Origin of the sequence: Serratia sp. Je.1.23.a, assembly GCF_051129805.1 — a bacterium.
Classification (GTDB): Bacteria; Pseudomonadota; Gammaproteobacteria; order Enterobacterales; family Enterobacteriaceae; genus Serratia; species Serratia liquefaciens.
The window spans coordinates 827,506-849,902 of sequence record NZ_JBCPSR010000001.1; the positions used below are offsets into that span (position 1 = coordinate 827,506).

The following is a 22,397-nucleotide window of genomic DNA, read 5'->3' on the forward strand; positions in this document are numbered from 1 at the left end:
CATGCGCAGCCCCATCCTCGTTTAAAGCCAGCCGGAGCGCTTCAGCTTCTGGTAGAGGAAGAAGCAGCCGACGACGGTGACCCCCAGCGTGGCGTGGTAGGCCCAGGGGAACTTCAGCTCTGGCATGTCGGCGAAGTTCATGCCGTACAGGCTGAAAATCACCGTAGGGATCGCCAGGATCGCCCCCCAACCGGCCAGGCGTTTCACCACTTCGTTCTGTTTTACGGTGACCAGCGCCAGATTGACGTGCATCGCGTTGGTCAGCATTTCGCGCATATCGTCGATATTGCTGACCACCTGATGCGCATGGTCTTGCACGTCGCGTACGTAGGCGCGCAGCTCTTTCGGGATCACTTCTTCATGCAGGCGGATCAACTGATTGCAGATTTCGTCCATCGGCATCGCGGCATTGCGCAGCGCCAGCAGGTGCCGCCGCAGGGTGTAGACGTTCTCGATGGCGGCCTGATCAAATTCCGATTTGAACATGTTGGCTTCAATGCCTTCAATGGTTGCCTCGAACTTCGCCACCACGCTACGGTAGTTATCTACTACAAAGTCCAACACCGAATACAAGGCAAAGCCCGGGCCGCGGCACATTTGCTTATGGTTCTCTTCGGCCTTGGCGCGGATTGGGGCGTAGCTGGGCGATGCACCGTGTCGTACCGTGATCAGGAAGTTCTTGCCCACGAAGAAGTGTGTTTCGCCGTACTCAATTTCGTCATTGCCCCATTGCGCGGTTTTGACCACGATAAACAGCGAGTCACCGTAGGCTTCAAGCTTCGGTCGCTGGTGGGCGCACAGCGCATCTTCAATCGCCAGATCGTGCAGCCCGAACTCCTCCTGCACTTTGCGCATAAAGGCGTCTTCCGGCTGCCACAGCCCGAGCCAGACGAAGGTATCCGGCTGTTTGACCACCTCGCTGATATCATCAATGGTCACTTCGCCCAGCCGTTCACCGGCCTTGTATGCCACGCAATTCACAACCATGGTTGCGGTTTCCATCAGGTCACCTGCTATTCAATTAGGGTTTTGGTGAGAAAGTAACATTCATGTTCCACCGGGTAATTCTGCAGCGTCATCTGCAGTTGATAACCGAGTTTTTCGTAGAACGGCCGCGCCTGAAAACTAAAGGTATCCAAACGAACATAGCGGCAGCCGCGTGCTTTCGCCTCCCGTTCCGCCGCCAGCAATACTTTACGCCCCAGGCCGCTGTCGCGTTGCGAGTCCGCTACCCATAGCCATTCAACGCTCAGCCAGTTGCCCCAGGTCTCGCCGGTCAGGCCGGCGACCACCTGGCCGGCGGCACCCTGGGCGTAAATGCCAAGCGGCTTACGCAGGCTGGGATCCACATAGGGGCTGTTGTGGGCTCTAAGCCCCTGACGAATAACGTCGAGGGTGTCTTCATTGAGCGTCTCGGTTACGGTGATGTTCATCTTTCCTCCTTGGTGAACCCTTAACTTAAGCACAGTCTGACTAAAAGGCAACACGTTGAAATTTAAAACAAACGTCAAAATCAGCCTGCTGGGCTACACTGAGTAGGTTGTTTTTTGTCCAGGAGGACGCTATGCACCGATTGACTATGATAGCCGCTTTGCTGTTGTTCAGCGGCTTGCTGCACGCCGCGCCGACGGTAACGCAATTGCAGGACAAGTTGGAACACCCGTGGTCGCTGGCATTTCTGCCCGGCGAACAAGGAATGTTAATCACCGAACGGCCGGGGCGTTTACGGCTGTGGCAGCCGGGCCAGGGGCTTTCGGCGCCTATCGCCGGTGTGCCGCAGGTATATGCCGAAGGCCAGGGCGGTTTGCTGGAAGTGTTGCTGGCGCCCGATTTTTCCACCAGCCGACGAGTTTACCTCAGCTTCGCCGAAGCGGGCGATGAGGGTAAAGCGGGGACGGCGGTAGGCTACGGGCAACTTAGCACCGACAACCGACGGCTGGAGAATTTCAAGGTGATTTTCCGCCAGCAACCCAAGCTGTCGGTCGGCAATCATTTTGGGGGCAAGCTGGCGTTTGATCGTCAGGGGAATCTGTTTATCGCGCTCGGGGAGAATAATCAGCGGCCGACGGCGCAGGATCTGGACAAGTTACAGGGCAAAATGGTGCGCTTAACCGCCGACGGCGCGGTACCGCCGGATAATCCTTTTGTCGGCCAGGCCGGCAAGCGGCCGGAAATTTGGTCCTACGGCCACCGTAATCCTCAGGGGTTGGCGTTGAATCCGTGGAGCGGGGTGATATGGGAGAACGAACACGGTCCACGCGGTGGCGATGAGGTCAATATTCCGCAGGCAGGGAAAAACTACGGCTGGCCGATAGCCACCTATGGCATCAATTACTCCGGGCTGGCGATCCCGGAGGCGAAAGGGCAGAAGGTCGCGGGCACCGAACAACCCCTGCATTATTGGCCGGTGTCGCCGGGTATCAGCGGCATGGCATTCTATGATTCGCCGCGTTTCCCTGCCTGGAAGCATTCGCTGTTTATTGGTGCGCTGGCCCAGGAAGCGCTGATCCGCCTGACGCTGCAGGGAGACAACGTGGTTTCTGAAGAAAGGCTGCTGGAGGATCGCGGTGAACGCATTCGCGAAGTGCGGCTCGGGCCTGACGGTTATCTTTACCTGTTAACCGATGCAAGCAACGGCAAGCTGCTGCGGGTAGGGCTCTAGGAGAGAATTGCGCCCCAGCGGATGCGGGGCGCAGGAAACTCAGGTTAACTCACTCATCACACCGCGCTGATAGGCTGGCCGCTCGGTCAGTTGCTTATACCAGCGCTCCATGTTCGGGCGAGCTTGGCGCTTGATCGGCATGGAGAACCAGGCGTAGGCGAAACTGCCCAGCGGGATATCGCCGATACCGAAGTCTTCACCGGACAGGTAAGGCTGATGACCCAAGGTGTCTTCCACAATGTCGAAATGCTTTTCCAGTGTGGCAATCGCCGCTTCGATCTTCGCCATGTCACGCAGTTCCGGCTTGGTACGCACCAAACCCCAGAACACCACGCTAAAGTGACTGACAATGGTGGCCGTGGTCCAGTCCATCCATTTTTCGGCACTGGCACGCGCCTGCAGATCCTGCGGGTAGAAAGGTTCGCTACCAAACTTCGCGGCCAGATAGCGCACTATGGTGTTGGACTCCCACAGCACAAAGTCATCGTCTTGCAGCAGCGGCACCAGGCCATTCGGGTTCAATGAACGGTAGAGTTCGTCGTTCACCTTGCCGAAAGCGCCTCCGGCGTTGATATGGCTGTAACTCAGCTCCAACTCTGCGGCGCACCACAGCACTTTCCTGACGTTGTTCGAATTTTCACGACCCCAAATGGTCAGCATAGAACGCCTCTTTTACGTGGGTTAATCAACCTAACTAATTATTCCTACTCCACAATTCAGCGCTTGTCACACTGGAAGGCATTTTTTGCCGACGTGGGCGACACATTCAGCGCTCCCAGCGGCAGATCTCCCAGCCTTGCTCCAGCGCCAACGCGTTGAGCTCGCTGTCGGGGTTGATCACCGTGGCGCTGTCGACGTATTCCAGCATCGCCTTGTCGTTGAGGGAGTCGCTGTAGCCGTGGCTGTGCTCGAAGCTCAGTTCCGGATGTTCAGCCAACCACTTTTTCAGGCGGATAACCTTGCCCTGTTGGTAGGTCATGGTGCCGTAGGTGTTGCCGGTGAAGCGGCCGTCTTGCACTTCGACGCCGATGGCCAGCGCGCCGTCGGCGCCAAGCTGGGCGGCAATGGGGGCCACCAGGTGCTCGCCCGTGGCGGAAATGACCAGAATGCAATCACCACGCTCGCGGTGCCACAGCAGCCGCTCGCGGGCGGCAGGGTAGACTCGCGGCAGGATATCGCGGCGAATATAGCGCTGCACCCAGCCGGCCACCGTTTCGGTACTCAGGCCGGCCAGCGGCGCCAGCGTGGCCTGCATGTAGTCCTCCATGGACAGCTTGCCCTGATAATAGTGCTGCATCAGTTGCTGTTCCTGCTGTTCCAGTTCCGCCGGTGCAAACCCTTCAGTGACCAACCAACGCATCCATAGGCTGGCGCTGTCTTCATCAATCAGGGTTTCATCCAGGTCGAATAAGGCTAAATCCATCAGTATTTCTCCGGCAGGCAGGGAGGGGGAATGGGCTGTTTATAGAATAGCGGATAGCGTTAGTCGCCAGCCAGTGGCGACAACGAAATTGCGCAGAGCATAAGTCGCATTGATGACAGTTTTGCGACGCTTTGTTGAAGGTTTGCATAACTTAGAACGCAACAATATTGGCTGACGCTTGAGCCGCAGTGGTAACTATAGGGGTAATACGCTGGCTATCCAGGAGTTGAAGATGCTGATAATTCGCCTTTATACCGGCCCGATTTTTGTCGGGGATGAAGAGGAACAGGATGATGACACCCCCACTGACGCTGAAGAAGCTGCCGCTGCTGGATCTTTCGCAGCTTGATGGCGACGCCGGGCAGCGGCAGGCGTTTCTTGACGGTTTGCGTATTGCGGCGCGTGACGTCGGCTTTTTCTATTTGCGTGGCCACGGCGTTGATAGTGCCCTGAATGCACAGCTGCAACGGTTGGCGAGGCAGTTTTTCGCCCTGCCGGAAGCCGACAAACTGGCGGTGCAGATGGTGCATTCGCCGCATTTTCGCGGCTATAACCGTGCGGCGGCTGAATTGACCCGCGGCCAGCCAGACTGGCGCGAACAGTTTGATATCGGTGCAGAGCGAGCGGCGCTGCCGTTGGCTGAAGCAACCCCACGCTGGGCGCGTTTGCAAGGGCCGAACCAATGGCCGGAGGCATTGCCCGAGCTGAAACCGCTGTTATTGCAATGGCAGCAGGCAATGACCGCCATGTCGCTGCGGCTGTTGCGCGCCTTTGCCCTGTCGCTTTCACTGCCGGAACAAGCATTTGATTCGCTCTACGGCGACAAACCCAATGAACATATCAAACTGATCCGTTATCCAGGGCGTGAAGCGACCGCGAGCGGGCAGGGGGTTGGCGCCCATAAAGACTCCGGTTTTCTCAGCTTCCTGCTGCAGGACCGGCAGAAAGGTCTGCAGGTTGAAGTGGATGAAGGGCGTTGGGTTGACGCCGAACCGCTTGAGGATACCTTTGTGGTCAACATTGGCGAATTGCTAGAGTTGGCAACCAACGGCTACCTGCGCGCCACGGTACATCGGGTGGAGACGCCGCCGGCGGGGAGCGATCGACTGTCGATTGCTTTCTTCCTCGGGGCGCGACTGGACGCGGTGGTGCCTGTGTATCAGCTGCCTGAATATCTGGCCGCGGAAGCCCATGGCCCAACCAGCGATCCGCATAATCCGCTGTTGCGCGACGTAGGCTTTAACTACCTGAAAGGACGCATCCGTTCCCATCCGGATGTGGCGCAGCGTTATTACCAGGATGTGGTTGCTTAAGGGAGGAGGCCGCATACCGCGCCCAACCGGGTGAGTCGGGTCGAACATGTTCGACCCGATTGTTTTGAATTACTCTGCCAGTGCCTGCTGCAGATCGGCGATCAAATCTTCCGCATCCTCAATCCCTACCGACAGGCGCAGCAATTGCGGCGTAATACCGGTTTTCATCCGCTGTTCCAGCGGGATAGAAGCGTGAGTCATGCTGAACGGCTGACTGATCAGGCTTTCCACGCCGCCGAGGCTCTCTGCCAGGGTAAACAGCTGTGAACGTTTGATCACCCGGCGCGCATAGGCATCATCGCCTTTCAGCCGTACGGAAATCATGCCGCCAAAGCTGCTCATCTGCCTGGCCGCCAACGCGTGCTGCGGGTGGCTCGGCAGACCAGGGTAGTAGACTTCTTCTACCTGAGGTTGGCCTTCCAGCCACTGGGCAATACGCAAGGCGCTATTGCTGTGACGCTCCATACGCAATGCCAGGGTGCGGATGCCGCGCAGCGTCAGGAAGCTGCTGAACGGATCGAGAATGCCGCCCACCGCGTTTTGCAGGAAGCCGAGCTGCTCGGCCAACTCTGGGTTATTCCCCACCGCAGCGACACCGGCGACCACGTCGGAATGGCCGTTGAGGTATTTGGTGGCGGAATGCACTACCACATCAAAGCCGAGATCCAGCGGACGCTGGATATAAGGCGAGGCAAAGGTGTTGTCCGCTACGCTGATCAAATCGTGTTTTTTAGCGATGGTGGCGATGGCGCTCAGATCAGCCAATTTCAGCAGTGGGTTGGTCGGCGTTTCAACCCAGATCATTTTGGTATCCGGTTCGATGGCCTGTTCCAGCCCGGCAAGGTCCGCCGGGGAAACATAGGTGACGCGCAGGCCTGCGGTACGGCTGCGGACCTTCTCCAGCAGGCGATAGGTGCCGCCGTACAGATCGTCGACCGCCACCAGATGGCTACCCTGATCGAGCAGCTCCAGCACCGTTGAACAGGCGGCCAGGCCAGAGGCAAAGGCATACCCACGGCTGCCGCCTTCCAGTTCGGCAATGGCGCTCTCCAATGCGGTGCGCGTTGGGTTGGCGCTGCGTGAATATTCATAACCGGTATGCTCCCCCGGCGCCGGTTGGGCGTAGGTGGAGGTCGCATAAATGGCCGGCATTACCGCACCGGTGGCATCCGGCGTGTAACCGGCATGAACCGTCAACGTATCAAACTTGGCCATACAATCATTCCTTATTAACGTAATTTTTGGCGCCAGGCGTTAAGCACGTCTGTGCGGGTAATCAAACCGAGGAAACGCTCACCGTCGAGGACGACCGCTACGTGGCCGTGATTGAAGGTGGCCAGTAAATCCTGATAGCTGGCTTCTTTTTGCAGCGTATTGACCGAATGGGTCATGGCACGGGCGGCCGGCAGACTGAAGTGGCTGGCGTCCGCCTGCACGGCATTGAGCAGATCCCACTCGTCGATCAGGCCGACAACCCGATCGCCTTCCAGCACCGGCAGCTGCGAGATGTCATACAGCCGCATGCGGGCATGAACGATAGCCAGCGTGTCTTCCGGTGCGACCGAAACGGCGGCCCCTTCGTCATGACGGTAGGCGATCAAATCGCGTAAATCCTGATGCTGCGGCTTGCTCAGCAGGCCTTGTTCCAGCATCCAGTGGTCGTTATACATTTTAGACAGGTATTTGTTGCCGCTGTCGCAGACGAAGGTGACCACGCGTTTCGGCTCTGTTTGTGCCTGGCAATAGCGCAGCGCTGCCGCCAACAGGGTGCCGGTGGATGAGCCTGCCAACACGCCTTCTTTGCGCAGCAGATCGCGTGCGGTGGTGAAGGCTTCGGCATCGCCGATACGATAGGCATTGCGCACCTGGTTAAAGTCGCTCAGCGGCGGAATGAAATCTTCGCCGATCCCTTCCACCAGCCAACTGCCGGCCTCGCCGATCTGGCCGTTATCAAGATAGTCCGCCAGGATCGAGCCGGCCGGATCCGCCAACACGAACTCGGTTTGTGGCGAGACTTCGGCAAAATAGTGGCTCAGGCCGCCGAGTGTGCCGCCGGAACCGACGCCAACCACGATGGCATCGACCTGATGCTCCATCTGCTGCCACAGTTCCGGCGCGGTGGTGCGGGTATGGGCCGCCGGGTTGGCCGGGTTGTTAAACTGATCGATATAAAACGCACCGGGGATTTCGTCGGCCAGCCGTTTGGCATAATCCTGATAGTAAGCCGGGTGCCCCTTGCCCACGTCGGAGCGGGTCAGCACCACTTCTACTCCCAGGGCGCGCAGATGGAAAATCTTCTCGCGGCTCATCTTGTCCGGCACCACCAACAACAGCTTATACCCCTTCAGGGCCGCCACCAGCGCCAGGCCCAAGCCGGTGTTGCCGGCGGTGGCTTCAATGATGGTGCCGCCGGGCTGCAGGCTGCCGTCGCGTTCCGCTTGCTCGATCATCGACAGCGCTACGCGGTCTTTGATGGAGCCGCCGGGGTTTTGATTCTCAAGCTTGACGAACAGGCGGCAGGGGCCGGTATCAAACTGAGTCAGTTCCAGCATCGGGGTGTTACCGATCATATCGATGACGGAATGCGGTATTGCCATGAGGATCTCCAGAATAATTCGGTTTAAAGCCGTTATCTGGATGATAGCGCTGTCAATAAGCCTATTAAAAAGAACAAATAACCACTCAATATGCCTTTTTGGAATATATTAATTCAATTTGGACGTATGGAGGCATGGATGTTCAGCAGTGCAGATGTTCAGCCGTATGGCCGTGGGCCGTTTAAAAAAACGACGCACCGTCGGCTTTTCATCCAATTTACGCGTAACAGCGTACAGTTATGTAAAAATGCTGAAAATTCGCGCTAAACCCTGCAAAAATAAGATGAATCTAATAAACTCACAGCAAGGGCATTTTCGGTACGCCGCTCAACCCGTCATGGGGCCGCAGGGAGTTTGCGGTTGGAAAACGCGTATCGGGCCACTCTCGCTGGTTGGCTGAAAACGTGAATATGTTTGAAAGTTAACGCTATTTCAATGATTTGAATGGATACTCTGGCGACGTCATGATGAAAAAAAACTTTTCCACTACCCTGAAAAAATTAACCTTTAGCGTCAGCATCCTGTTCTTGGCTGCGCCTGTCGTACAGGCGGCGGAAGCGCCGGCTGCCCCGCAGGTCGATGCCAAAGCTTTTGTGCTGATGGATTACAACAGCGGCAAAATTCTGACGGAGGGCAATGCCGATACCCGGCTCGATCCCGCCAGCCTGACCAAGATCATGTCCAGCTACGTGATTGGCCAGGCGATCAAGGCCGGCAAGATCAAGCCGGAAGACATGGTCACCGTAGGTAAAGATGCCTGGGCTACCGGTAACCCGGCGTTGCGCGGCTCCTCGCTGATGTTTATCAAGCCGGGCGACCAGGTGCCGGTGATGGAGCTCAACAAAGGCATCGTCATTCAGTCGGGCAACGACGCCAGCATCGCGCTGGCCGATTATGTCGCGGGTAGCCAGGATTCGTTTGTCGGCCTGATGAACAACTACGCCAAATCGCTGGGCCTGCAGAACACCCATTTCCTGACGGTGCACGGGCTGGATGCGGAAGGGCAGTACAGTACCGCACGTGATATGGCGCTGCTGAGTCAGGCACTAATCCGCGACGTGCCGGATGAATATGCGCTGCATAAAGAAAAAGAGTTCACCTTCAACAAGATCCGCCAGGTTAACCGCAACCGTCTGTTGTGGAGCTCCAACCTGAACGTTGACGGCATTAAAACCGGTTACACCGGTGGCGCCGGTCATAACCTGGTGGCCTCGGCCACCGATGGCCCGATGCGTTTGATCTCGGTAGTGCTGGGCGCGCCGAGCGATCGCGTCCGCTTTAGCGAAAGTGAAAAGCTGCTGACCTGGGGCTTCCGCTTCTACGAAACTGCCACGCCTATCAAAACCGACAAGCCGTTTGTTACCCAGAAAGTGTGGTTTGGCGACGTTGGCGAGGTGCCTTTGGGCGTAGCGAAAGATGCGGCGGTCACTATCCCGAAAGGGCAGATGAAAAACCTGAAGGCCAGTTACAAGCTGAACCAGCCGACGCTGGAAGCGCCATTGGCAAAAAATCAGGTGGTTGGCACCATCGATTTCCAGCTTGACGGCAAAACCATCGAGCAATATCCGCTGGTGGCGATGCAAGAGGTGAAAGAAGGGAACTTCTTCAGCCGTATTTGGGACATGGTGATGATGAAACTGACCCAGTGGTTCGGCAGCGTGTTCGGCTAGTTATCACGAGGGTTCAAAGACCACGTTGGTATCAAACAGAGGGCGCATGATGGCGCCCTCTGCTTTTATCAGTTACAGGCGACCACCTTGATCGCCAGACCGCCCTGCGACGTCTCACGGTATTTGGCGTTCATGTCCTTGCCCGTCTCATACATGGTTTCAATCACCTTATCCAGGCACACCCGCGGCTCGCTGGTACGACGTAGAGCCATACGTGCTGCATTGACCGCTTTCACCGCGGAAATTGCGTTACGTTCGATACAGGGCACCTGAACCTGGCCAGCCAATGGATCGCAGGTCAGCCCCAGATGATGCTCCATAGCGATCTCGGCCGCGATGCAAACCTGAGCTGGGCTGCCGCCCATCAATTCCGCCAGACCGGCCGCCGCCATGGAGCAGGCGACGCCCACTTCCCCCTGACAGCCCACTTCTGCGCCCGAAATAGAGGCGTTCATCTTGTACAGCGCGCCAATGACGCCGGAGGTCAGGAAGTAACGGCTATAGGAATTAGGGTTCACCGGACGAATAAACTGGTCGTAATAGGCCAGTACCGCCGGGATGATGCCGCAGGCACCGTTGGTTGGGGCGGTCACCACGCGGCCACCGGCGGCGTTTTCTTCATTCACGGCGAAGGCGAACATATTGATCCAATCAACGACGTTCATCGGATCGATGTTGTTCTTGTCGCCGGTCACCAGAATACGGCGCAGAGCAGCGGCGCGGCGCTGAACCTTCATTGGGCCGGGCAGCAGGCCTTCGGTATTCATGCCGCGTTCAATACCGGCACGCATCACTTGCCAGACTTCGGCGAAGTGCGCGTCGATCTCGGCCTTGCTGTGCAACGCCAGCTCGTTTTGCATCACCAGACCGGACAGCGAAAGGCCGGCGTCCTTGCAGTGCTGTTGTAAGTCACGCGCCGAATTGAACGGGAAGGGCACCTGAACCGGATTCGCCTCCGACAGGCCGAAATGTTCCTCATCGACGATAAAACCGCCGCCGGTAGAGTAATAGGTTTTGCTGTGCAGCAGACGTTCGTCGGCGAAGGCGCTGATGCGCATGCCGTTTTCATGCAGCGGCAGATTATTGCTGTGGAAGTTCATGCTGGTTTGCAGCGGAAAATCCACTTCGTGATGACCCTTGGCCATCAGCAGGCGACCGCGTTGCTCAACGTCACGGATAAAACCGGCGATACCGTCGATATCCACGTCGTGCGGCAGGTTACCCGCCAGGCCCATAATAATGGCGATATCGGTGTGGTGTCCTTTGCCGGTCAGAGACAGCGAGCCGTAGACGTCCACCACGACGCGGGTGGTATCCATCAACTGCTGGCTGGCGATCAACTCATCGGCGAACAGCTTGCCGGCTTTCATCGGACCGACGGTGTGGGAGCTGGATGGGCCAATACCAATTTTAAAAATATCGAAAACGCTGACCATGGTTTCGCCTCCTTCTTCAGGTGTTAGGCGTTAATGCAGGAAAGGGGGCCGTGCAGAGAAGCCGGCGCACAGGGCGCCGGCCGGGCTGGATTAGAGGCTGTACAGGATTGCGGAGATGGCGATCAGGCCCATCACTACCACGAACACGTTGCTGATGTGGCCGCTGTACTTGCGCATGGCAGGCACTTTACGGATAGCGTACATCGGCATCAGGAACAGCAGCATGGCGATGATTGGACCACCCAGGTTCTCGATCATGCCGAGGATGCTTGGGTTCAGGGTCGCAACAATCCAGGTAGTCACCAGCATGAAGATGGCGGTGATGCGGTTCAGCTTGTTGGTGCTGATGGTTTTACCGCGGCTCTTCATCGATTTGGCGATCAGACCGTTAAAACCTTCACGTGCGCCCAGGTAGTGGCCCAGGAACGATTTGGTGATGGCGATAAAGGCGATAACCGGCGCGATGTAGGCGATCATCGGGTTGTTAAAGTGGTTGGCCAGGTAGGACAGAATGGAGATGTTCTGTGCCTTGGCTTCCGCCAGGTTTTCCGGGGACAGGCTCAGCACGCAGCTGAACACGAAGAACATAACGGTCAACACCATCATGATGTGAGCGAAGCCCAGAATGCGAGAGCATTTCTTCTCGGCTTCTTCCTGGCCGTATTCTTCACGTTTGGCTACCGCAAAGGCGGAGATGATCGGCGAATGGTTGAAGGAGAACACCATGACCGGGATCGCCAGCCACAGGGTGATGATCAGGCCGTGGCCCATACCGGTACCGGCGCCAGACAGGGAAACGTTGTCGAAGATGGCGGTGGACCAGTTAGGGATCAGGTACAGAGCCAGCAGCATCAGCACGCCAACAAACGGGAACACCAGGATGCTCATGGTCTTCACGATAGCTTGCTCACCGAAACGAACGATGGTCATCAGGCCCACGATCAGGATCAGCGACAGAATGGCGCGCGGTGGTGACGTCATACCCAACTGGTGAGTAATGAAGCTGTCGACGGTGTTGGTGATCGCCACGCTGTAAACCAGCAGGATTGGGTAGATGGCGAAGAAGTAGAGCAGAGTGATCAGCTTACCGGCGCCGATACCAAAGTGTTCTTCAACTACTTCGGTGATGTCTTCACCGGCATTTTTACCGGAGAGCACGAAACGGCACAGGCCACGGTGGGCGAAGAAGGTCATCGGGAAAGCGATGATGGCCATGATGATCAGGGGAATCAAACCACCGATACCGGCGTTGATTGGCAGGAACAAAACGCCTGCGCCGATCGCGGTGCCGTACAGGCCCAACATCCACATGGTGTCGGTTTTACGCCAGGTACTGGTAGAGCCAGAAGCCGCAGAGGCAATGGTGCCGGTCTGTGTAGTGTCCATAAATATCTCCGAAGTGAACACGTTAATTTAAAATTAAAGGCAAAACTTAAGGTTAAAACCGAATGTCGCAAGAGCAGATGGCGGCATCGGTAAGAATCAGGTGTTGCTTGCGGGGATAATTGGCGTCCCCCTGGTTGTTTATTATGCTAATTACCGTTGGCCAGTGTGGCGGATAATTAATCAAATGATATTCCGCTCCCGAAGGGCCTCACATCGATACTGCTGCCGGAAGGTCATGGCCTGCCGATTTTCGTTGGCGGCAAGATAACGATTTACAGTAGAAACAACCGTGATCATGCTCTCAAATGCGTAATATGTGCGGTTAATTGCTTTTTTATTGGTTTTTCATGCATATGTTGCGCACTTGTGTAAGATTTCATGCTGAAAACGCTCTCATGGATGTTTCAGGATTTATCCGGTGTGGACGATCTGTAACCAGATAAAACGCTGCCGTTGTCAGCAAGCCGAGCAATATATTTTAAGCGTGGGTTTGGATCTAGCTAAAAACCCGGAATAAGCGGTTTTAGTGACGTAGATCACATTGTGGTTTTAAGTGAATTAACTTTTAATTAATTGTTTTATATGGTTTTATTTAAAATATCCCGCTAATAACGAAGGTAAACTACTTAACTGGATAGCGGATAAAAATGCTTAACCATTCATCATATAAATAAACTAAATTGGTTATATTTAAACCGGATTGGTTGCGTAATTGTTGATATTTATCTTGTAGATGTTATTGCGATTTATCATATAAAACCCCGCAGATACCGGGCGTGAAAGTAATATTGTGTGGGATTTATCCGTGCTAAAGGAATAAGCAGGAAGAACTGTTGCAATTTATTAACCTGAGATTGGCTGTGGATAAAGAGATTTGCGCATCAATCGAAGATTATTTGTTCAATTTTTGCAGAGAGAAGGGAGCCAGTGAAGGGCACCGTCGGCTGGAACCGACGGTAAAATTCAGCTTAAAAACGAATGGCGATCGCGTTTTCACTGAAAAAGTCCGCAAACTGCGGCTCGGGCTGACGATCGGTAATCACCCGGTCGAACTGCGTCAGCGGACCAATGCAGGCGGGCTTGGTTTTACCGAACTTGCTGTGATCGGCCACCAGGATTTTTTGCTGTGCCATGGCCATTGCCCGGTGTTTCATTTCCAGCTCGTCAAAATTAAAGCAGGTGGCGCCATGCTGCAGGCTCAGACCGGCGGCGGAGATAAAGGCGATATTCGGGCAGATATGATCCAGCTCGTTGTGTTGGCCGACGGCGGTGAAAATGTAGTTGTTCGGCTTGAATTCACCGCCGCACAGGATCACTTTGCAGTTCGGTTTGTCCTGGAGCGCCAAAAAGGTATTTAGCGAGTGGCATACTGCGGTGAACACCAGATCGTCGGCAATGGCATCGATGATCGCCGGGGTGGTGGTGCCGCAGTCGAAAAATACGGTGTCGTTTTCGTTGATCAACGCTGCGGCCAGCAGGCCGATACGACGCTTTTCCGTGACCTGTTTGGCCTTTTGATCGGAGACAAAATAGTTGGTGACGCCATTGCTGCGGGGATCGGCGACCACATAGCCACCCAACAGCACCACGGCGGCCGGCTCCGCGCTGAGATCGCGGCGGATGGTCATTTCTGAAACGCCTAACAGCACGGCGGCTTCTTTTAAATGGATCTTGTCAGAGCGCTTTAACGCCTGGACTAACCGATTGATTCGTTCTTCGCGCCGAGTTTCCATCTGTCTTCCCACAGGGTTAAGAGCCATTCTCCAGGGCCGAACACACAAATGCGGGGTAATAGTTGACCAGCCTAAGGCTGGACACATTACCCCGCATCAGATTATCACGGCGCGCGCCCGGTACTGAGGCGCCTCAGTTTATCAGTAGCTGCCGGCGGCAGCCTGATCACCGGAAACGATTGCTACGCCAGAGCTGGTGCCGATACGAGTAGCGCCTGCTTTGATCATCTTCTCGGCGGTTGCGCGATCGCGCACGGCGCCGGATGCTTTAACCCCCATCTCACTGCCTACCGTCGCACGCATCAGCTTGACGTGCTCTTCACGAGCACCGCCGGTGCTGAAGCCGGTAGAGGTTTTAACGAAGGCCACATCAAGTTCGCGACACATTTCACAAACCTGAACGATCTGCGCATCGCTGAGCAGGCAGGTTTCCAATATTACCTTCAACGGGATCGCCGCGCAAACCTCGCGCACGGCGGCGATGTCGGCTTTGACTTCATCCAGCAGGCCGCTTTTCAGCCAGCCTACGTTGATCACCATGTCAATTTCCTGCGCGCCGGCTGCAATCGCCGCTTTGGCTTCGAAGGCTTTGGCTACGGTCAGGCCGGCACCCAGAGGGAAGCCGATCACCGAACAGATTTTCACTTCGCTTTCCTGCAGCAGATGCGCAGCCAGCGGCACATAGCCGGAGTTAACGCAAACGGCGTAGAAGTTGTGCTGCTGCGCTTCTTCACAGAGTTTGGCGATTTGCTCTTCGGTGGCATCCATCGCCAGCAGGGTGTGGTCGACATAGCGGGCGTAATCAATGTTTTCAGTCGTCATTTCGATTCCTTGTTGAGGTTTGATCAAAGCACAATGTGAATAATGTTAGAATAATAACATCCATCTGACGGTTAGGATAGCGTGATTTTAAAAATGAAGCACAGATCATCGTTTTTAGGCTGTGTGGTGTATAACATTGGCAGTGATGATATGTTATTTAAATAACATTTTGGTGCTGGATGCAGGTTTGACCTGCGAGAACACCCAGGGGAAAAACTATGGATATGCTAATAAATCTGGTGCCACAGCGGTTTGGGGCACAACCAGATGAAGTTTTCCGCAATGCGGATTTTGTGGTTACCGCTGTTGATTGTGCTCAGGCAGGACCGATGCTGACGTTGGAAAATAGCCGCGGCTCGCTGCGGGTATTGCCCTACAGTGGGATGACGATTTGGGATGCCGATTTTGATGGCTACTCGCTGAAGTCGGGCCGGCGTAGCGTCAAGGCGGCCCGTTGCCATCCTCATAGCGGCGTTGCTTTCCATTCACCCTGGCCGTATGAGGATGGTTCATCATCAGAATTAAACATGCAGCGTGTAGCGTTGAAGCTAGAGGGGAATACCCTGACGCTGTACGGCAGTGGCGAACTTGCCGATCGGCAGTGCAGGTTGCGCCCGGCGGTGAGCTTGACGGCGGACAGCGCACAATTTTCCATTGATATGCAAATCACTAATCTCGCCGAAGCGCCTTTACCGCTGAATTATGTCTGCCAATTAAATTATGGCTGCATCCCAGCAGCCATTTTCCGGCAGAATTTACCGGCACCGGCCTTGATGCCAACGGGGAGCATCGCCGATCGGGGCGTGCTGTGTTCGGACGATTTGTCGTTGTATGTCGATCAGGCCGAGTTCTTTATGTTGGCCTCAAAGGGCAGGCGATACGTCACGCGTTTTTCCACCGCACAATTTAACTATGGTCTGCGCCCCGTCACACAACAGGGCAGCCAGCGTTTGTTCATGTTTATCCAACCGGCCACCGGTAAGGGCGACAAACTGCCTGCAATGGTGATAGAGGCGGGGAAAATGAGAGCCTTCAGTGTCACCACCGGGGTGGTGTGAGACAGGGGCGGAGCCGCCCCTGTCTGAAGAGAGATTACTCTTTAACCCACCCTTTACGGATCGGGAAGGCGAACAGGAAACGGTACAGGCGCGTCAGTTTGGCGGCAATGATGTCGCCGAACAGGTTCCACACCAGTTGGGCAAACAGGCAGCCTACCAGACCGAGCAGGAAGCCACCCACCATGTCCAACGGCCAGTGCACACCCAGATAGACACGGGACCAGGCGATGCCAGCCGCCACGATTAACAATAAAATCCCCGACCAGACACGGTGCCAGAACAGGAAAGCCAGTGCGAAAGTAAAGATGGCGGTACCGTGATCGCTGGGGAAGGAACTGTCCGGTGCATGCGCCAGGAAGGTATACCCCACACCGGCGACGAATGGCCGTTCATGTGGCAGCAACATGCCGATAGTGGCGGCAGAAAGCATGGCAAACAGCAGAGCAATTGTCGTCTTGGCCACCACTTCACGTTGCGACACCAATTGGTTCTGCGGCCCCCATAGCCATAGTCCGATAATCAGCATCGGCACGATAGCGATCAGATCGCGCGCCAGAAAGGTGGCGATATCGATCGATCCTTCGGGGGACGCCGGGGTCGCGTTGATCCAGGCGAAAAGAAGATAATTCAACTGCTCTATCATAGTTACCTCGTCTTGCGGCGGATAAACCCGCTCGCCATGCAATAAACAGCCAGTTGGCTGAGCCAGACCCACCAACCCGCCCACAGGTTATGGGTAAGAAAATGTGCGCCGCGCATGACCTGACCAAAACCCATCAGCATGCCGAGCACAATGCCGCCGAACCAACACCAGTAAGCCAGGCGTGGGCGTTGCGGATAAAACAGGAAAAACAGCGCCATCACGGCAAAGCCGCTGGAGGCATGGCCGCCGGGGAAGCAGCGCCCCGGTCCAGGTACCGCCGGTATTGCGCCGAACAGAGGGTAGGACATCGCCTTACCGCCGTATTCGATTAAATCCCAAGGGCAGGAATGTGCGCTGGTGGCTTTCAGAATCCCGACCACCAAGGGACCAATGCCGACCAGCAGCATGGTGACAATCATGCGCGGGTTACGGCGATAAATGCCCCAGAACAGCGCCAGCACCGCACCGGTAATCACGCCGATTTTCAGCAGGCGGTGGTTAATCAAGTCCAGCCAGTGATTGTTCTGCCACGGAAAATGCCCGCTGGCGGCGTCGAACCAGTAATTGCTGATGGCCCAGTCCAGCTGTTCATTGCGCGACAGCCAAAGGAACAGCAACCCACTGGCTATCAACCCAAAAACCTGCCAACGGTAAAAGGATGCCGGCAGCGAGTAAAGGGCGTTAGTCTGAATTTGGGGTGTTGTTGAGGATTGATTTAGTGAAGGTTTTGGATTCACGCAGGGCTCAGATTCAATCAGAGTGATAGAGAGCCCCACTGTAATAATTCTGTCTTAAGAAAACCTTAATGCCCGGGCAAGCCTGCTGCGAGAAAGGGATAGGCGAGCTATCGGCTTTCCGTTAAGGTAATCGTTTGCTTTTTATTGGGAAGATGTGGCGATGACAAAAAAATTGAATCTTGTGCTGTTGGCGGCCTGTGGCGCGCTGATTTCTCCTCTGACGGTGGCGCAGCAGGGCGTTGCCCCCGGGCCGATTGTGGTTCAGGGCGCAATGCCGGTGGAGGCGGAACGTTTCGCCCAACGTCTGGACAACCCGCGTGAAGAACAAATTGGCGGCTGGCGCTTCTGGCGCGGCACCGTGGACGGTTATCCGGTCGTGGTGTCGGAAACGCTGAAAGGCATGTCTAACGCGGCGGCGGCTACGGCGATCGCCGCGACCCAGTTCCGCCCTGTGGCGATCATCAATCAGGGGACTGCCGGCGGCCACGATCCTGCGCTGAAAGTGTATGACATCGTGCTGGGAAAATATTCGGTTAGCCTGGGCGCGTTTAAAACGCCGAAAAAAGCACAGGGCGAAGGCAGTGATTCACGGCAGTGGCAACCTATGGATTTGCTGGCTTCGAAAGGCAGCGCCGGTGAGGATAAAAATCCCCATACGATCCGTCAATTCCCGGCAGACGCTAAACTGTTGGCGATAGCGGAGAGCGTTAAGGGCAGCTACGCGCAGGGCAAGGTCGTTGAAGGAGTGATTGGCTCCGCCGACGTCTGGAACAGCGAACTGGATCGCATTCGTGACTTCCGCGAAAAATATCATACCTCGGTAGAAGAGATGGAAACGGCTTCCGCCGCTCAGATAGCCGCGGCTTTCAATATTCCTTTTGTCGGCATTCGCGTCCTGTCCAACAATATTACCAACCAGGGTAAATACGATCCGCAGACCGGGCTTGCGTGTCAGGATTATGTCTACCAGGTGGTGAAGGCTTATATCGCTGAAAACGCATCTCGCTGATTGCTTATCCTGATTTGTGGTCGGCATTCTGGTTGTTATTGCTAACCATTGTCCATTGTAAAGAAGATTAAACTGCTGGCGAGCTTGTCAGTAGTGTATTAGCTTATGGGCGAAGCATTTAATCATTGTAGGGATAAAACATGAACAAGGCATCCGTCGTATTTTCCGGCCTGCTGATGGCCGTTTCCGCCAGCGCCATTGCTGCCACCTCTGCCGAAGACACCGATATCAGCAAACAGCCGCTGGAAAAGGTCGCACCATACCCTAAAGCGGAAAAAGGTATGAGCCGTCAGGTGATTTACCTGCCTAAACAGGAACACGAAGAGAACTTCAAGGTGGAACTGCTGATCGGCAAAACGCTGGAAGTGGACTGCAACCACCACATGATCGGCGGCACGCTGGAAAGCAAAACCCTTTCCGGCTGGGGCTATGACTATCTGGTGTTGGAAAAACTGTCCGATCCGGCCTCCACCTTGATGGGGTGCCCAGACAATAGCAAACAGCAGAAATTTATCGCTGCCAATTTGGGTGACGCGTCCATGCAGCGTTACAACAGCCGCTTGCCGATTGTGGTCTACGTGCCGAAAGACGTGGAAGTGAAATACCGCGTGTGGAAAGCCGAAGAGACGGTGAGCAAGGCCGAGCAGAAATAATATCGATGCGTGCTAACCATTAGCACGGCTAAGTCATTACCGAATAAAAGCCCGTTTGGGGGAGTGCATTGCGCCGTTGGCCATAGCCCCCCAAACGGGCTTTTTTTGTGTGTCGCACAGTGGGGTATAGCAATAGAAAACGGCAGTAAAAGTATGTAGTTTGGTGTCGATACACAGCAACGCAATCTACCTAACTGGGCCAACATGACAAAATTAATTGAATTTAACGCCATCATTGAAGCAGCGGAGCGTTTATCTGAGAAAGTGATTCGCACTCCGGCCATTCCCGGTTCGAAACTGGCTGAAAAGATCCAGCGGCCCGTCTTCCTGAAGCTGGAAAACACCCAGCTTGGCGGCTCTTTTAAAGCCCGAGGGGTGCTTAACAAATTTTTGAAACTGGCGGATGAGCTTAAAGATAACCGGTTTGTTGCGGTGAGCGGCGGTAATTTTGGTATTGCGATCGCCGAGGCTGCGAAAATCTTTGGCGCTGACGTCACCATTATTATGCCACCCAGCGCACCCTCAACCGCTATCGCCCGGGTCCGTCAGTTGGGCAGTAGCGTCATGATAGAAACGGATGTTCATGCGGCGTTTGAGCGAGCGAAGGCCTTGGCAGCCGAAGGTTATGTGGTTATCGATGACTGTAACGATTCGCTGATAGCCGAAGGGCATGGCACCCTGGCACTTGAGTTTATCGCCGATTGTCCTGATTTAACCGATGTTTTTGTTGCTGTAGGTGGCGGTGGCATGCTGGCCGGTGTGGCGACGGCGCTGAAAACCATCAAGCCGGAGATCAGGATTTGGGGTGTTGAAACTGCGGGCGCCAATTCAATGCATCAGGCGCTTGGCGCGGGGAAACCTGTCGAGATTGAGGTCACGTCCATTATTTCCACGCTGGGGGTGCCCGTCATTGATGAAATGATGCTTGCGCATGCTCAAGCTTATGTCGAAGACATAGTGGTTGTTTCAGATAAGGCTGCCATCGAAGGGATGATCGCTTTTGGCGAAGAGGCTAAGCAGTGGGTCGAATTGGCTTCCGGAACGCTCATTCCCGCTGTGCTGGCTATTGCGCCCAAGCTGCCCGCCAATGCGGTGATCGGGATGGTGGTGTGCGGTGGGAATATATCCCATCGGGACATGGCGAAATGGGTGAGTTATTCGCGCAATCTTTGAGTTCATCGCAATTTTCGGATGAGTGACGCCTGCTTATAAGTCACGTCTGAGTATCAATGAATTTAATGGTTTTGTTGGGCCGAACCACCGGCTCACTTTATTTCAGGCAACAAAAAACCCGATAGTCTTGAACCTAAAAAGGCGGGACTAACGGGCTCCACAAAATGGGGACATCAAAGAAAAGCAGTGGCACTAATTCAGACTACCCCCGGCAAGGAAAGTTCTCACCGGGGATAAAAATTTCAAAATATTTTTGCCACTGATTCATCTTCATTGCTTATCGTTTAGCCGAGGATCCCCGGCCACAACACTACAATCAGCGAACCGGCCAGGGTTAACAATACGTTAGCGATAGCATAGGTACCGGCATAGCCCAGGGCAGGGATATTGCTGCGTGCGGTGTCGCTGATAATCTCCATCGCTGGCGCACAGGTGCGGGCCCCCATAATGGCGCCAAACAGCAGGGCACGGTTCATGCGCAGCACGTAAGCGCCGAACAGGAAGCAGATCACCACCGGCACCAGGCTGACGATCAGTCCGGCAATCAGCATCTGGCCGCCAACGGCACCCAGGCTGTGGCCAATACCGGCACCGGCGCTCAGGCCAACACCGGCCATAAACACCATCAGGCCGAACTCTTTCACCATATTCAACGCGCCCTGCGGAATGTAGCCAAAGGTCGGGTGGTTGGCACGCAGGAAGCCGAGCATGATGCCGGACATCAGCAAGCCGGCGGCGTTACCGATGCCGAACGAGAAGTTGCTGAACTGGATGGTGATCTGGCCAATCAACAGCCCGATGATAAAGAAGGCGCAGAATGCCAACAGATCGGTGACCTGACTGTGGATCGAGATAAAGCCAATCTTCTCCGCCACGCTTTTCACCCGGCGAGCGTCGCCGCTGACCTGCAGTACATCGCCTTTGTTGAGCACGATACTGTCGTCGATAGGCATTTCAATCTGGCTACGGATCACCCGGTTGAGGAAGCAGCCGTGATCGGTCAGCTTCAGTTGGCTCAGGCGCTTGTTCACCGCATTGCTGTTCTTGACCACAATCTCTTCGGTGACGATGCGCATGTCCAGCAGATCGCGGTCGAAGACCTCTTTGCCGTTGCGGAAGCTGGGATCCAGCCGTGCATGGGCATCAGGGTAGCCAACCAGCGAGATTTCATCGCCTACCTGTAGCACCGCGTCACCGTCCGGGTTTGCCAAAATACCGTTACGACGAATGCGTTCGATATAGCAGCCGGTCTGGCGATAGATGCCCAGTTCGCGCAGGTTTTTGCCATCGGCCCAGGCCACCAGCTCCGGTCCCACGCGGTAAGCGCGGATAACCGGCAAATAAACCTTGCGTTGGCTGTCCGTATCCAGGCCACGTTCGCGGGCAATTTGCTGAGCGGAGGTGGAAAGGTCCTGGTGTTGCAGCTTAGGCAGGTAACGTGCGCCGAAAATCAGACTCACCAGGCCAATCAGGTAGGTCAGGGCATAGCCGAGGCTCAGATGATCCTGTGCCGCCAGCAGCGCCGGGCCGTTGGTGATGGTATTGCGCAGCGTATCGCCAGCGCCAACCAGGACTGGGGTTGAGGTCATGGATCCGGCGAGCATGCCGGCGGTCAGGCCAATATCCCAGTGGAAAAGTTTGCCGAGACCGATGGCGATCACCATCGCGGAACCGACCATTACCAGCGCCAGCATCAGGTAATTTTTACCGTCGCGGAAAAATATCGAGAAAAAGTTGGGCCCGGCTTCCACGCCAACGCAGAAAATAAACAGCATAAAGCCGAGATTTAGCGCTTCGGTGTTAATGGCGAAATGTTGTTGGCCAAGCAGCAGCGAAACCACCAAAACGCCAATGGAATTACCGAGTTGAACGGAGCCCAGACGGACTTTACCGAGGCACAGCCCCAGTGCGAGTACCACGAACAGTAACAGGATGTAGTTACCGTTTAACAAACTAGCGACGTTTATGTTCACGGAGGATAACTTATTGTTTACCAGTAAGTGCTTGATATAGATAACTATAAGATATAAATTCAGTCAAAAATCGACGTCATAAATAACTAACCAGCGGAAGGCGATTCGA

Annotated in this window: 20 protein-coding genes; 7 read left to right on the top strand and 13 right to left on the bottom strand. The window is 55.2% G+C overall.

The window, feature by feature from the left end; translation table 11 throughout:
* Positions 1-21: 21 nt before the first annotated feature.
* Together corA and AAZT04_RS04020 are read right to left on the bottom strand one after the other, a co-directional pair.
* Positions 22-1,002 carry a magnesium/cobalt transporter CorA gene (gene corA / locus AAZT04_RS04015; RefSeq protein WP_129983581.1) on the bottom strand — a complete coding sequence of 327 codons (981 nt, stop codon included), beginning with the start codon at positions 1,000-1,002 and terminating at the stop codon, positions 22-24.
* 11 nt (positions 1,003-1,013) lie between these two features.
* A complete protein-coding gene (locus AAZT04_RS04020; RefSeq protein ID WP_434679034.1) occupies positions 1,014-1,433 on the bottom strand; it encodes a GNAT family N-acetyltransferase in 420 nt (139 codons plus the stop codon).
* Between the two features lie 131 nt (positions 1,434-1,564).
* On the opposite strand from AAZT04_RS04020, the gene AAZT04_RS04025 reads away from it, so the two are divergent.
* A complete protein-coding gene (locus AAZT04_RS04025) occupies positions 1,565-2,662 on the top strand; it encodes a PQQ-dependent sugar dehydrogenase (RefSeq protein WP_434679036.1) in 1,098 nt (365 codons plus the stop codon).
* A 39-nt stretch (positions 2,663-2,701) separates the two neighbouring features.
* Here the strand turns inward: AAZT04_RS04025 and AAZT04_RS04030 are convergent, their stop codons facing one another.
* Together AAZT04_RS04030 and AAZT04_RS04035 are read right to left on the bottom strand one after the other, a co-directional pair.
* Complete coding sequence (locus AAZT04_RS04030) at positions 2,702-3,322, bottom strand: glutathione S-transferase family protein (RefSeq protein WP_129940202.1); 621 nt, start codon at positions 3,320-3,322, stop codon at positions 2,702-2,704.
* A 106-nt stretch (positions 3,323-3,428) separates the two neighbouring features.
* On the bottom strand, positions 3,429-4,085 hold the full coding sequence (locus tag AAZT04_RS04035; protein ID WP_048761769.1) for an HAD family hydrolase: 657 nt from the start codon (positions 4,083-4,085) through the stop codon (positions 3,429-3,431).
* Between the two features lie 293 nt (positions 4,086-4,378).
* On the opposite strand from AAZT04_RS04035, the gene AAZT04_RS04040 reads away from it, so the two are divergent.
* Entirely contained in the window at positions 4,379-5,398 is a 1,020-nt protein-coding gene (locus AAZT04_RS04040) for an isopenicillin N synthase family dioxygenase (protein ID WP_129940971.1), read from the top strand.
* Positions 5,399-5,467: 69 nt separating this feature from the next.
* Here AAZT04_RS04040 and AAZT04_RS04045 read toward each other — a convergent pair whose 3' ends face one another.
* Both AAZT04_RS04045 and AAZT04_RS04050 read right to left on the bottom strand, forming a co-directional pair.
* The gene (locus AAZT04_RS04045) at positions 5,468-6,613 is read right to left on the bottom strand and encodes a trans-sulfuration enzyme family protein (RefSeq protein ID WP_129940203.1); all 1,146 of its coding nucleotides are present in this window, start codon (positions 6,611-6,613) and stop codon (positions 5,468-5,470) included.
* A gap of 14 nt (positions 6,614-6,627) precedes the next feature.
* Complete coding sequence (locus tag AAZT04_RS04050; RefSeq protein ID WP_115059325.1) at positions 6,628-7,995, bottom strand: pyridoxal-phosphate dependent enzyme; 1,368 nt, start codon at positions 7,993-7,995, stop codon at positions 6,628-6,630.
* Positions 7,996-8,459: 464 nt separating this feature from the next.
* Between AAZT04_RS04050 and AAZT04_RS04055 the strand changes: the two genes are divergently transcribed.
* Positions 8,460-9,665, top strand: a complete 1,206-nt coding sequence (locus AAZT04_RS04055) for a serine hydrolase (protein ID WP_165366431.1) — start codon at positions 8,460-8,462, stop codon at positions 9,663-9,665.
* Positions 9,666-9,733: 68 nt separating this feature from the next.
* Here AAZT04_RS04055 and AAZT04_RS04060 read toward each other — a convergent pair whose 3' ends face one another.
* The 4 genes from AAZT04_RS04060 to deoC form a co-directional block, all read right to left on the bottom strand.
* Entirely contained in the window at positions 9,734-11,101 is a 1,368-nt protein-coding gene (locus AAZT04_RS04060; RefSeq protein ID WP_020826063.1) for an L-serine ammonia-lyase, read from the bottom strand.
* 90 nt (positions 11,102-11,191) lie between these two features.
* The gene (locus AAZT04_RS04065; RefSeq protein WP_020826064.1) at positions 11,192-12,487 is read right to left on the bottom strand and encodes an HAAAP family serine/threonine permease; all 1,296 of its coding nucleotides are present in this window, start codon (positions 12,485-12,487) and stop codon (positions 11,192-11,194) included.
* Positions 12,488-13,455: 968 nt separating this feature from the next.
* Positions 13,456-14,220, bottom strand: a complete 765-nt coding sequence (gene deoR, locus AAZT04_RS04070) for a DNA-binding transcriptional repressor DeoR (protein WP_046374028.1) — start codon at positions 14,218-14,220, stop codon at positions 13,456-13,458.
* 141 nt (positions 14,221-14,361) lie between these two features.
* The gene (gene deoC / locus AAZT04_RS04075; protein WP_020826066.1) at positions 14,362-15,042 is read right to left on the bottom strand and encodes a deoxyribose-phosphate aldolase; all 681 of its coding nucleotides are present in this window, start codon (positions 15,040-15,042) and stop codon (positions 14,362-14,364) included.
* Positions 15,043-15,260: 218 nt separating this feature from the next.
* Here deoC and AAZT04_RS04080 point away from each other — a divergent pair, with 218 nt between their 5' ends.
* Positions 15,261-16,100 (top strand): hypothetical protein, encoded by an 840-nt coding sequence (locus AAZT04_RS04080; protein ID WP_262032768.1) that lies wholly within the window; start codon positions 15,261-15,263, stop codon positions 16,098-16,100.
* A 34-nt stretch (positions 16,101-16,134) separates the two neighbouring features.
* Here the strand turns inward: AAZT04_RS04080 and ybjG are convergent, their stop codons facing one another.
* Both ybjG and AAZT04_RS04090 read right to left on the bottom strand, forming a co-directional pair.
* The gene (gene ybjG / locus AAZT04_RS04085; RefSeq protein ID WP_261159378.1) at positions 16,135-16,740 is read right to left on the bottom strand and encodes an undecaprenyl-diphosphate phosphatase; all 606 of its coding nucleotides are present in this window, start codon (positions 16,738-16,740) and stop codon (positions 16,135-16,137) included.
* A gap of 5 nt (positions 16,741-16,745) precedes the next feature.
* Entirely contained in the window at positions 16,746-17,480 is a 735-nt protein-coding gene (locus AAZT04_RS04090; RefSeq protein ID WP_262032769.1) for a phosphatase PAP2 family protein, read from the bottom strand.
* 160 nt (positions 17,481-17,640) lie between these two features.
* Here AAZT04_RS04090 and AAZT04_RS04095 point away from each other — a divergent pair, with 160 nt between their 5' ends.
* The 3 genes from AAZT04_RS04095 to AAZT04_RS04105 all read left to right on the top strand — a co-directional run bounded on the left by AAZT04_RS04095 (position 17,641) and on the right by AAZT04_RS04105 (position 20,315).
* The gene (locus AAZT04_RS04095; protein ID WP_129940208.1) at positions 17,641-18,489 is read left to right on the top strand and encodes a 5'-methylthioadenosine/S-adenosylhomocysteine nucleosidase; all 849 of its coding nucleotides are present in this window, start codon (positions 17,641-17,643) and stop codon (positions 18,487-18,489) included.
* Positions 18,490-18,629: 140 nt separating this feature from the next.
* Positions 18,630-19,142 (top strand): serine protease inhibitor ecotin, encoded by a 513-nt coding sequence (gene eco, locus AAZT04_RS04100; RefSeq protein WP_020826071.1) that lies wholly within the window; start codon positions 18,630-18,632, stop codon positions 19,140-19,142.
* A gap of 204 nt (positions 19,143-19,346) precedes the next feature.
* Complete coding sequence (locus AAZT04_RS04105; protein WP_129983586.1) at positions 19,347-20,315, top strand: threonine ammonia-lyase; 969 nt, start codon at positions 19,347-19,349, stop codon at positions 20,313-20,315.
* 284 nt (positions 20,316-20,599) lie between these two features.
* Here the strand turns inward: AAZT04_RS04105 and AAZT04_RS04110 are convergent, their stop codons facing one another.
* Complete coding sequence (locus AAZT04_RS04110; protein WP_041414378.1) at positions 20,600-22,288, bottom strand: aspartate:alanine antiporter; 1,689 nt, start codon at positions 22,286-22,288, stop codon at positions 20,600-20,602.
* Positions 22,289-22,397 lie beyond the last annotated feature (109 nt).

Coding starts and splice junctions, on each gene's coding strand:
- AAZT04_RS04095 (WP_129940208.1), top strand. CDS start 17,641: ATGACAAAAAAATTGAATCTTGTGCTGTTGGCGGCCTGTGGCGCGCTG.
- AAZT04_RS04080 (WP_262032768.1), top strand. CDS start 15,261: ATGGATATGCTAATAAATCTGGTGCCACAGCGGTTTGGGGCACAACCA.
- AAZT04_RS04040 (WP_129940971.1), top strand. CDS start 4,379: ATGACACCCCCACTGACGCTGAAGAAGCTGCCGCTGCTGGATCTTTCG.
- AAZT04_RS04055 (WP_165366431.1), top strand. CDS start 8,460: ATGATGAAAAAAAACTTTTCCACTACCCTGAAAAAATTAACCTTTAGC.
- corA (WP_129983581.1), bottom strand. CDS start 1,002: ATGGAAACCGCAACCATGGTTGTGAATTGCGTGGCATACAAGGCCGGT.
- AAZT04_RS04035 (WP_048761769.1), bottom strand. CDS start 4,085: ATGGATTTAGCCTTATTCGACCTGGATGAAACCCTGATTGATGAAGAC.
- AAZT04_RS04025 (WP_434679036.1), top strand. CDS start 1,565: ATGCACCGATTGACTATGATAGCCGCTTTGCTGTTGTTCAGCGGCTTG.
- eco (WP_020826071.1), top strand. CDS start 18,630: ATGAACAAGGCATCCGTCGTATTTTCCGGCCTGCTGATGGCCGTTTCC.
- AAZT04_RS04065 (WP_020826064.1), bottom strand. CDS start 12,487: ATGGACACTACACAGACCGGCACCATTGCCTCTGCGGCTTCTGGCTCT.
- AAZT04_RS04105 (WP_129983586.1), top strand. CDS start 19,347: ATGACAAAATTAATTGAATTTAACGCCATCATTGAAGCAGCGGAGCGT.
- deoC (WP_020826066.1), bottom strand. CDS start 15,042: ATGACGACTGAAAACATTGATTACGCCCGCTATGTCGACCACACCCTG.
- AAZT04_RS04060 (WP_020826063.1), bottom strand. CDS start 11,101: ATGGTCAGCGTTTTCGATATTTTTAAAATTGGTATTGGCCCATCCAGC.
- AAZT04_RS04030 (WP_129940202.1), bottom strand. CDS start 3,322: ATGCTGACCATTTGGGGTCGTGAAAATTCGAACAACGTCAGGAAAGTG.
- deoR (WP_046374028.1), bottom strand. CDS start 14,220: ATGGAAACTCGGCGCGAAGAACGAATCAATCGGTTAGTCCAGGCGTTA.
- AAZT04_RS04050 (WP_115059325.1), bottom strand. CDS start 7,995: ATGGCAATACCGCATTCCGTCATCGATATGATCGGTAACACCCCGATG.
- AAZT04_RS04045 (WP_129940203.1), bottom strand. CDS start 6,613: ATGGCCAAGTTTGATACGTTGACGGTTCATGCCGGTTACACGCCGGAT.
- AAZT04_RS04020 (WP_434679034.1), bottom strand. CDS start 1,433: ATGAACATCACCGTAACCGAGACGCTCAATGAAGACACCCTCGACGTT.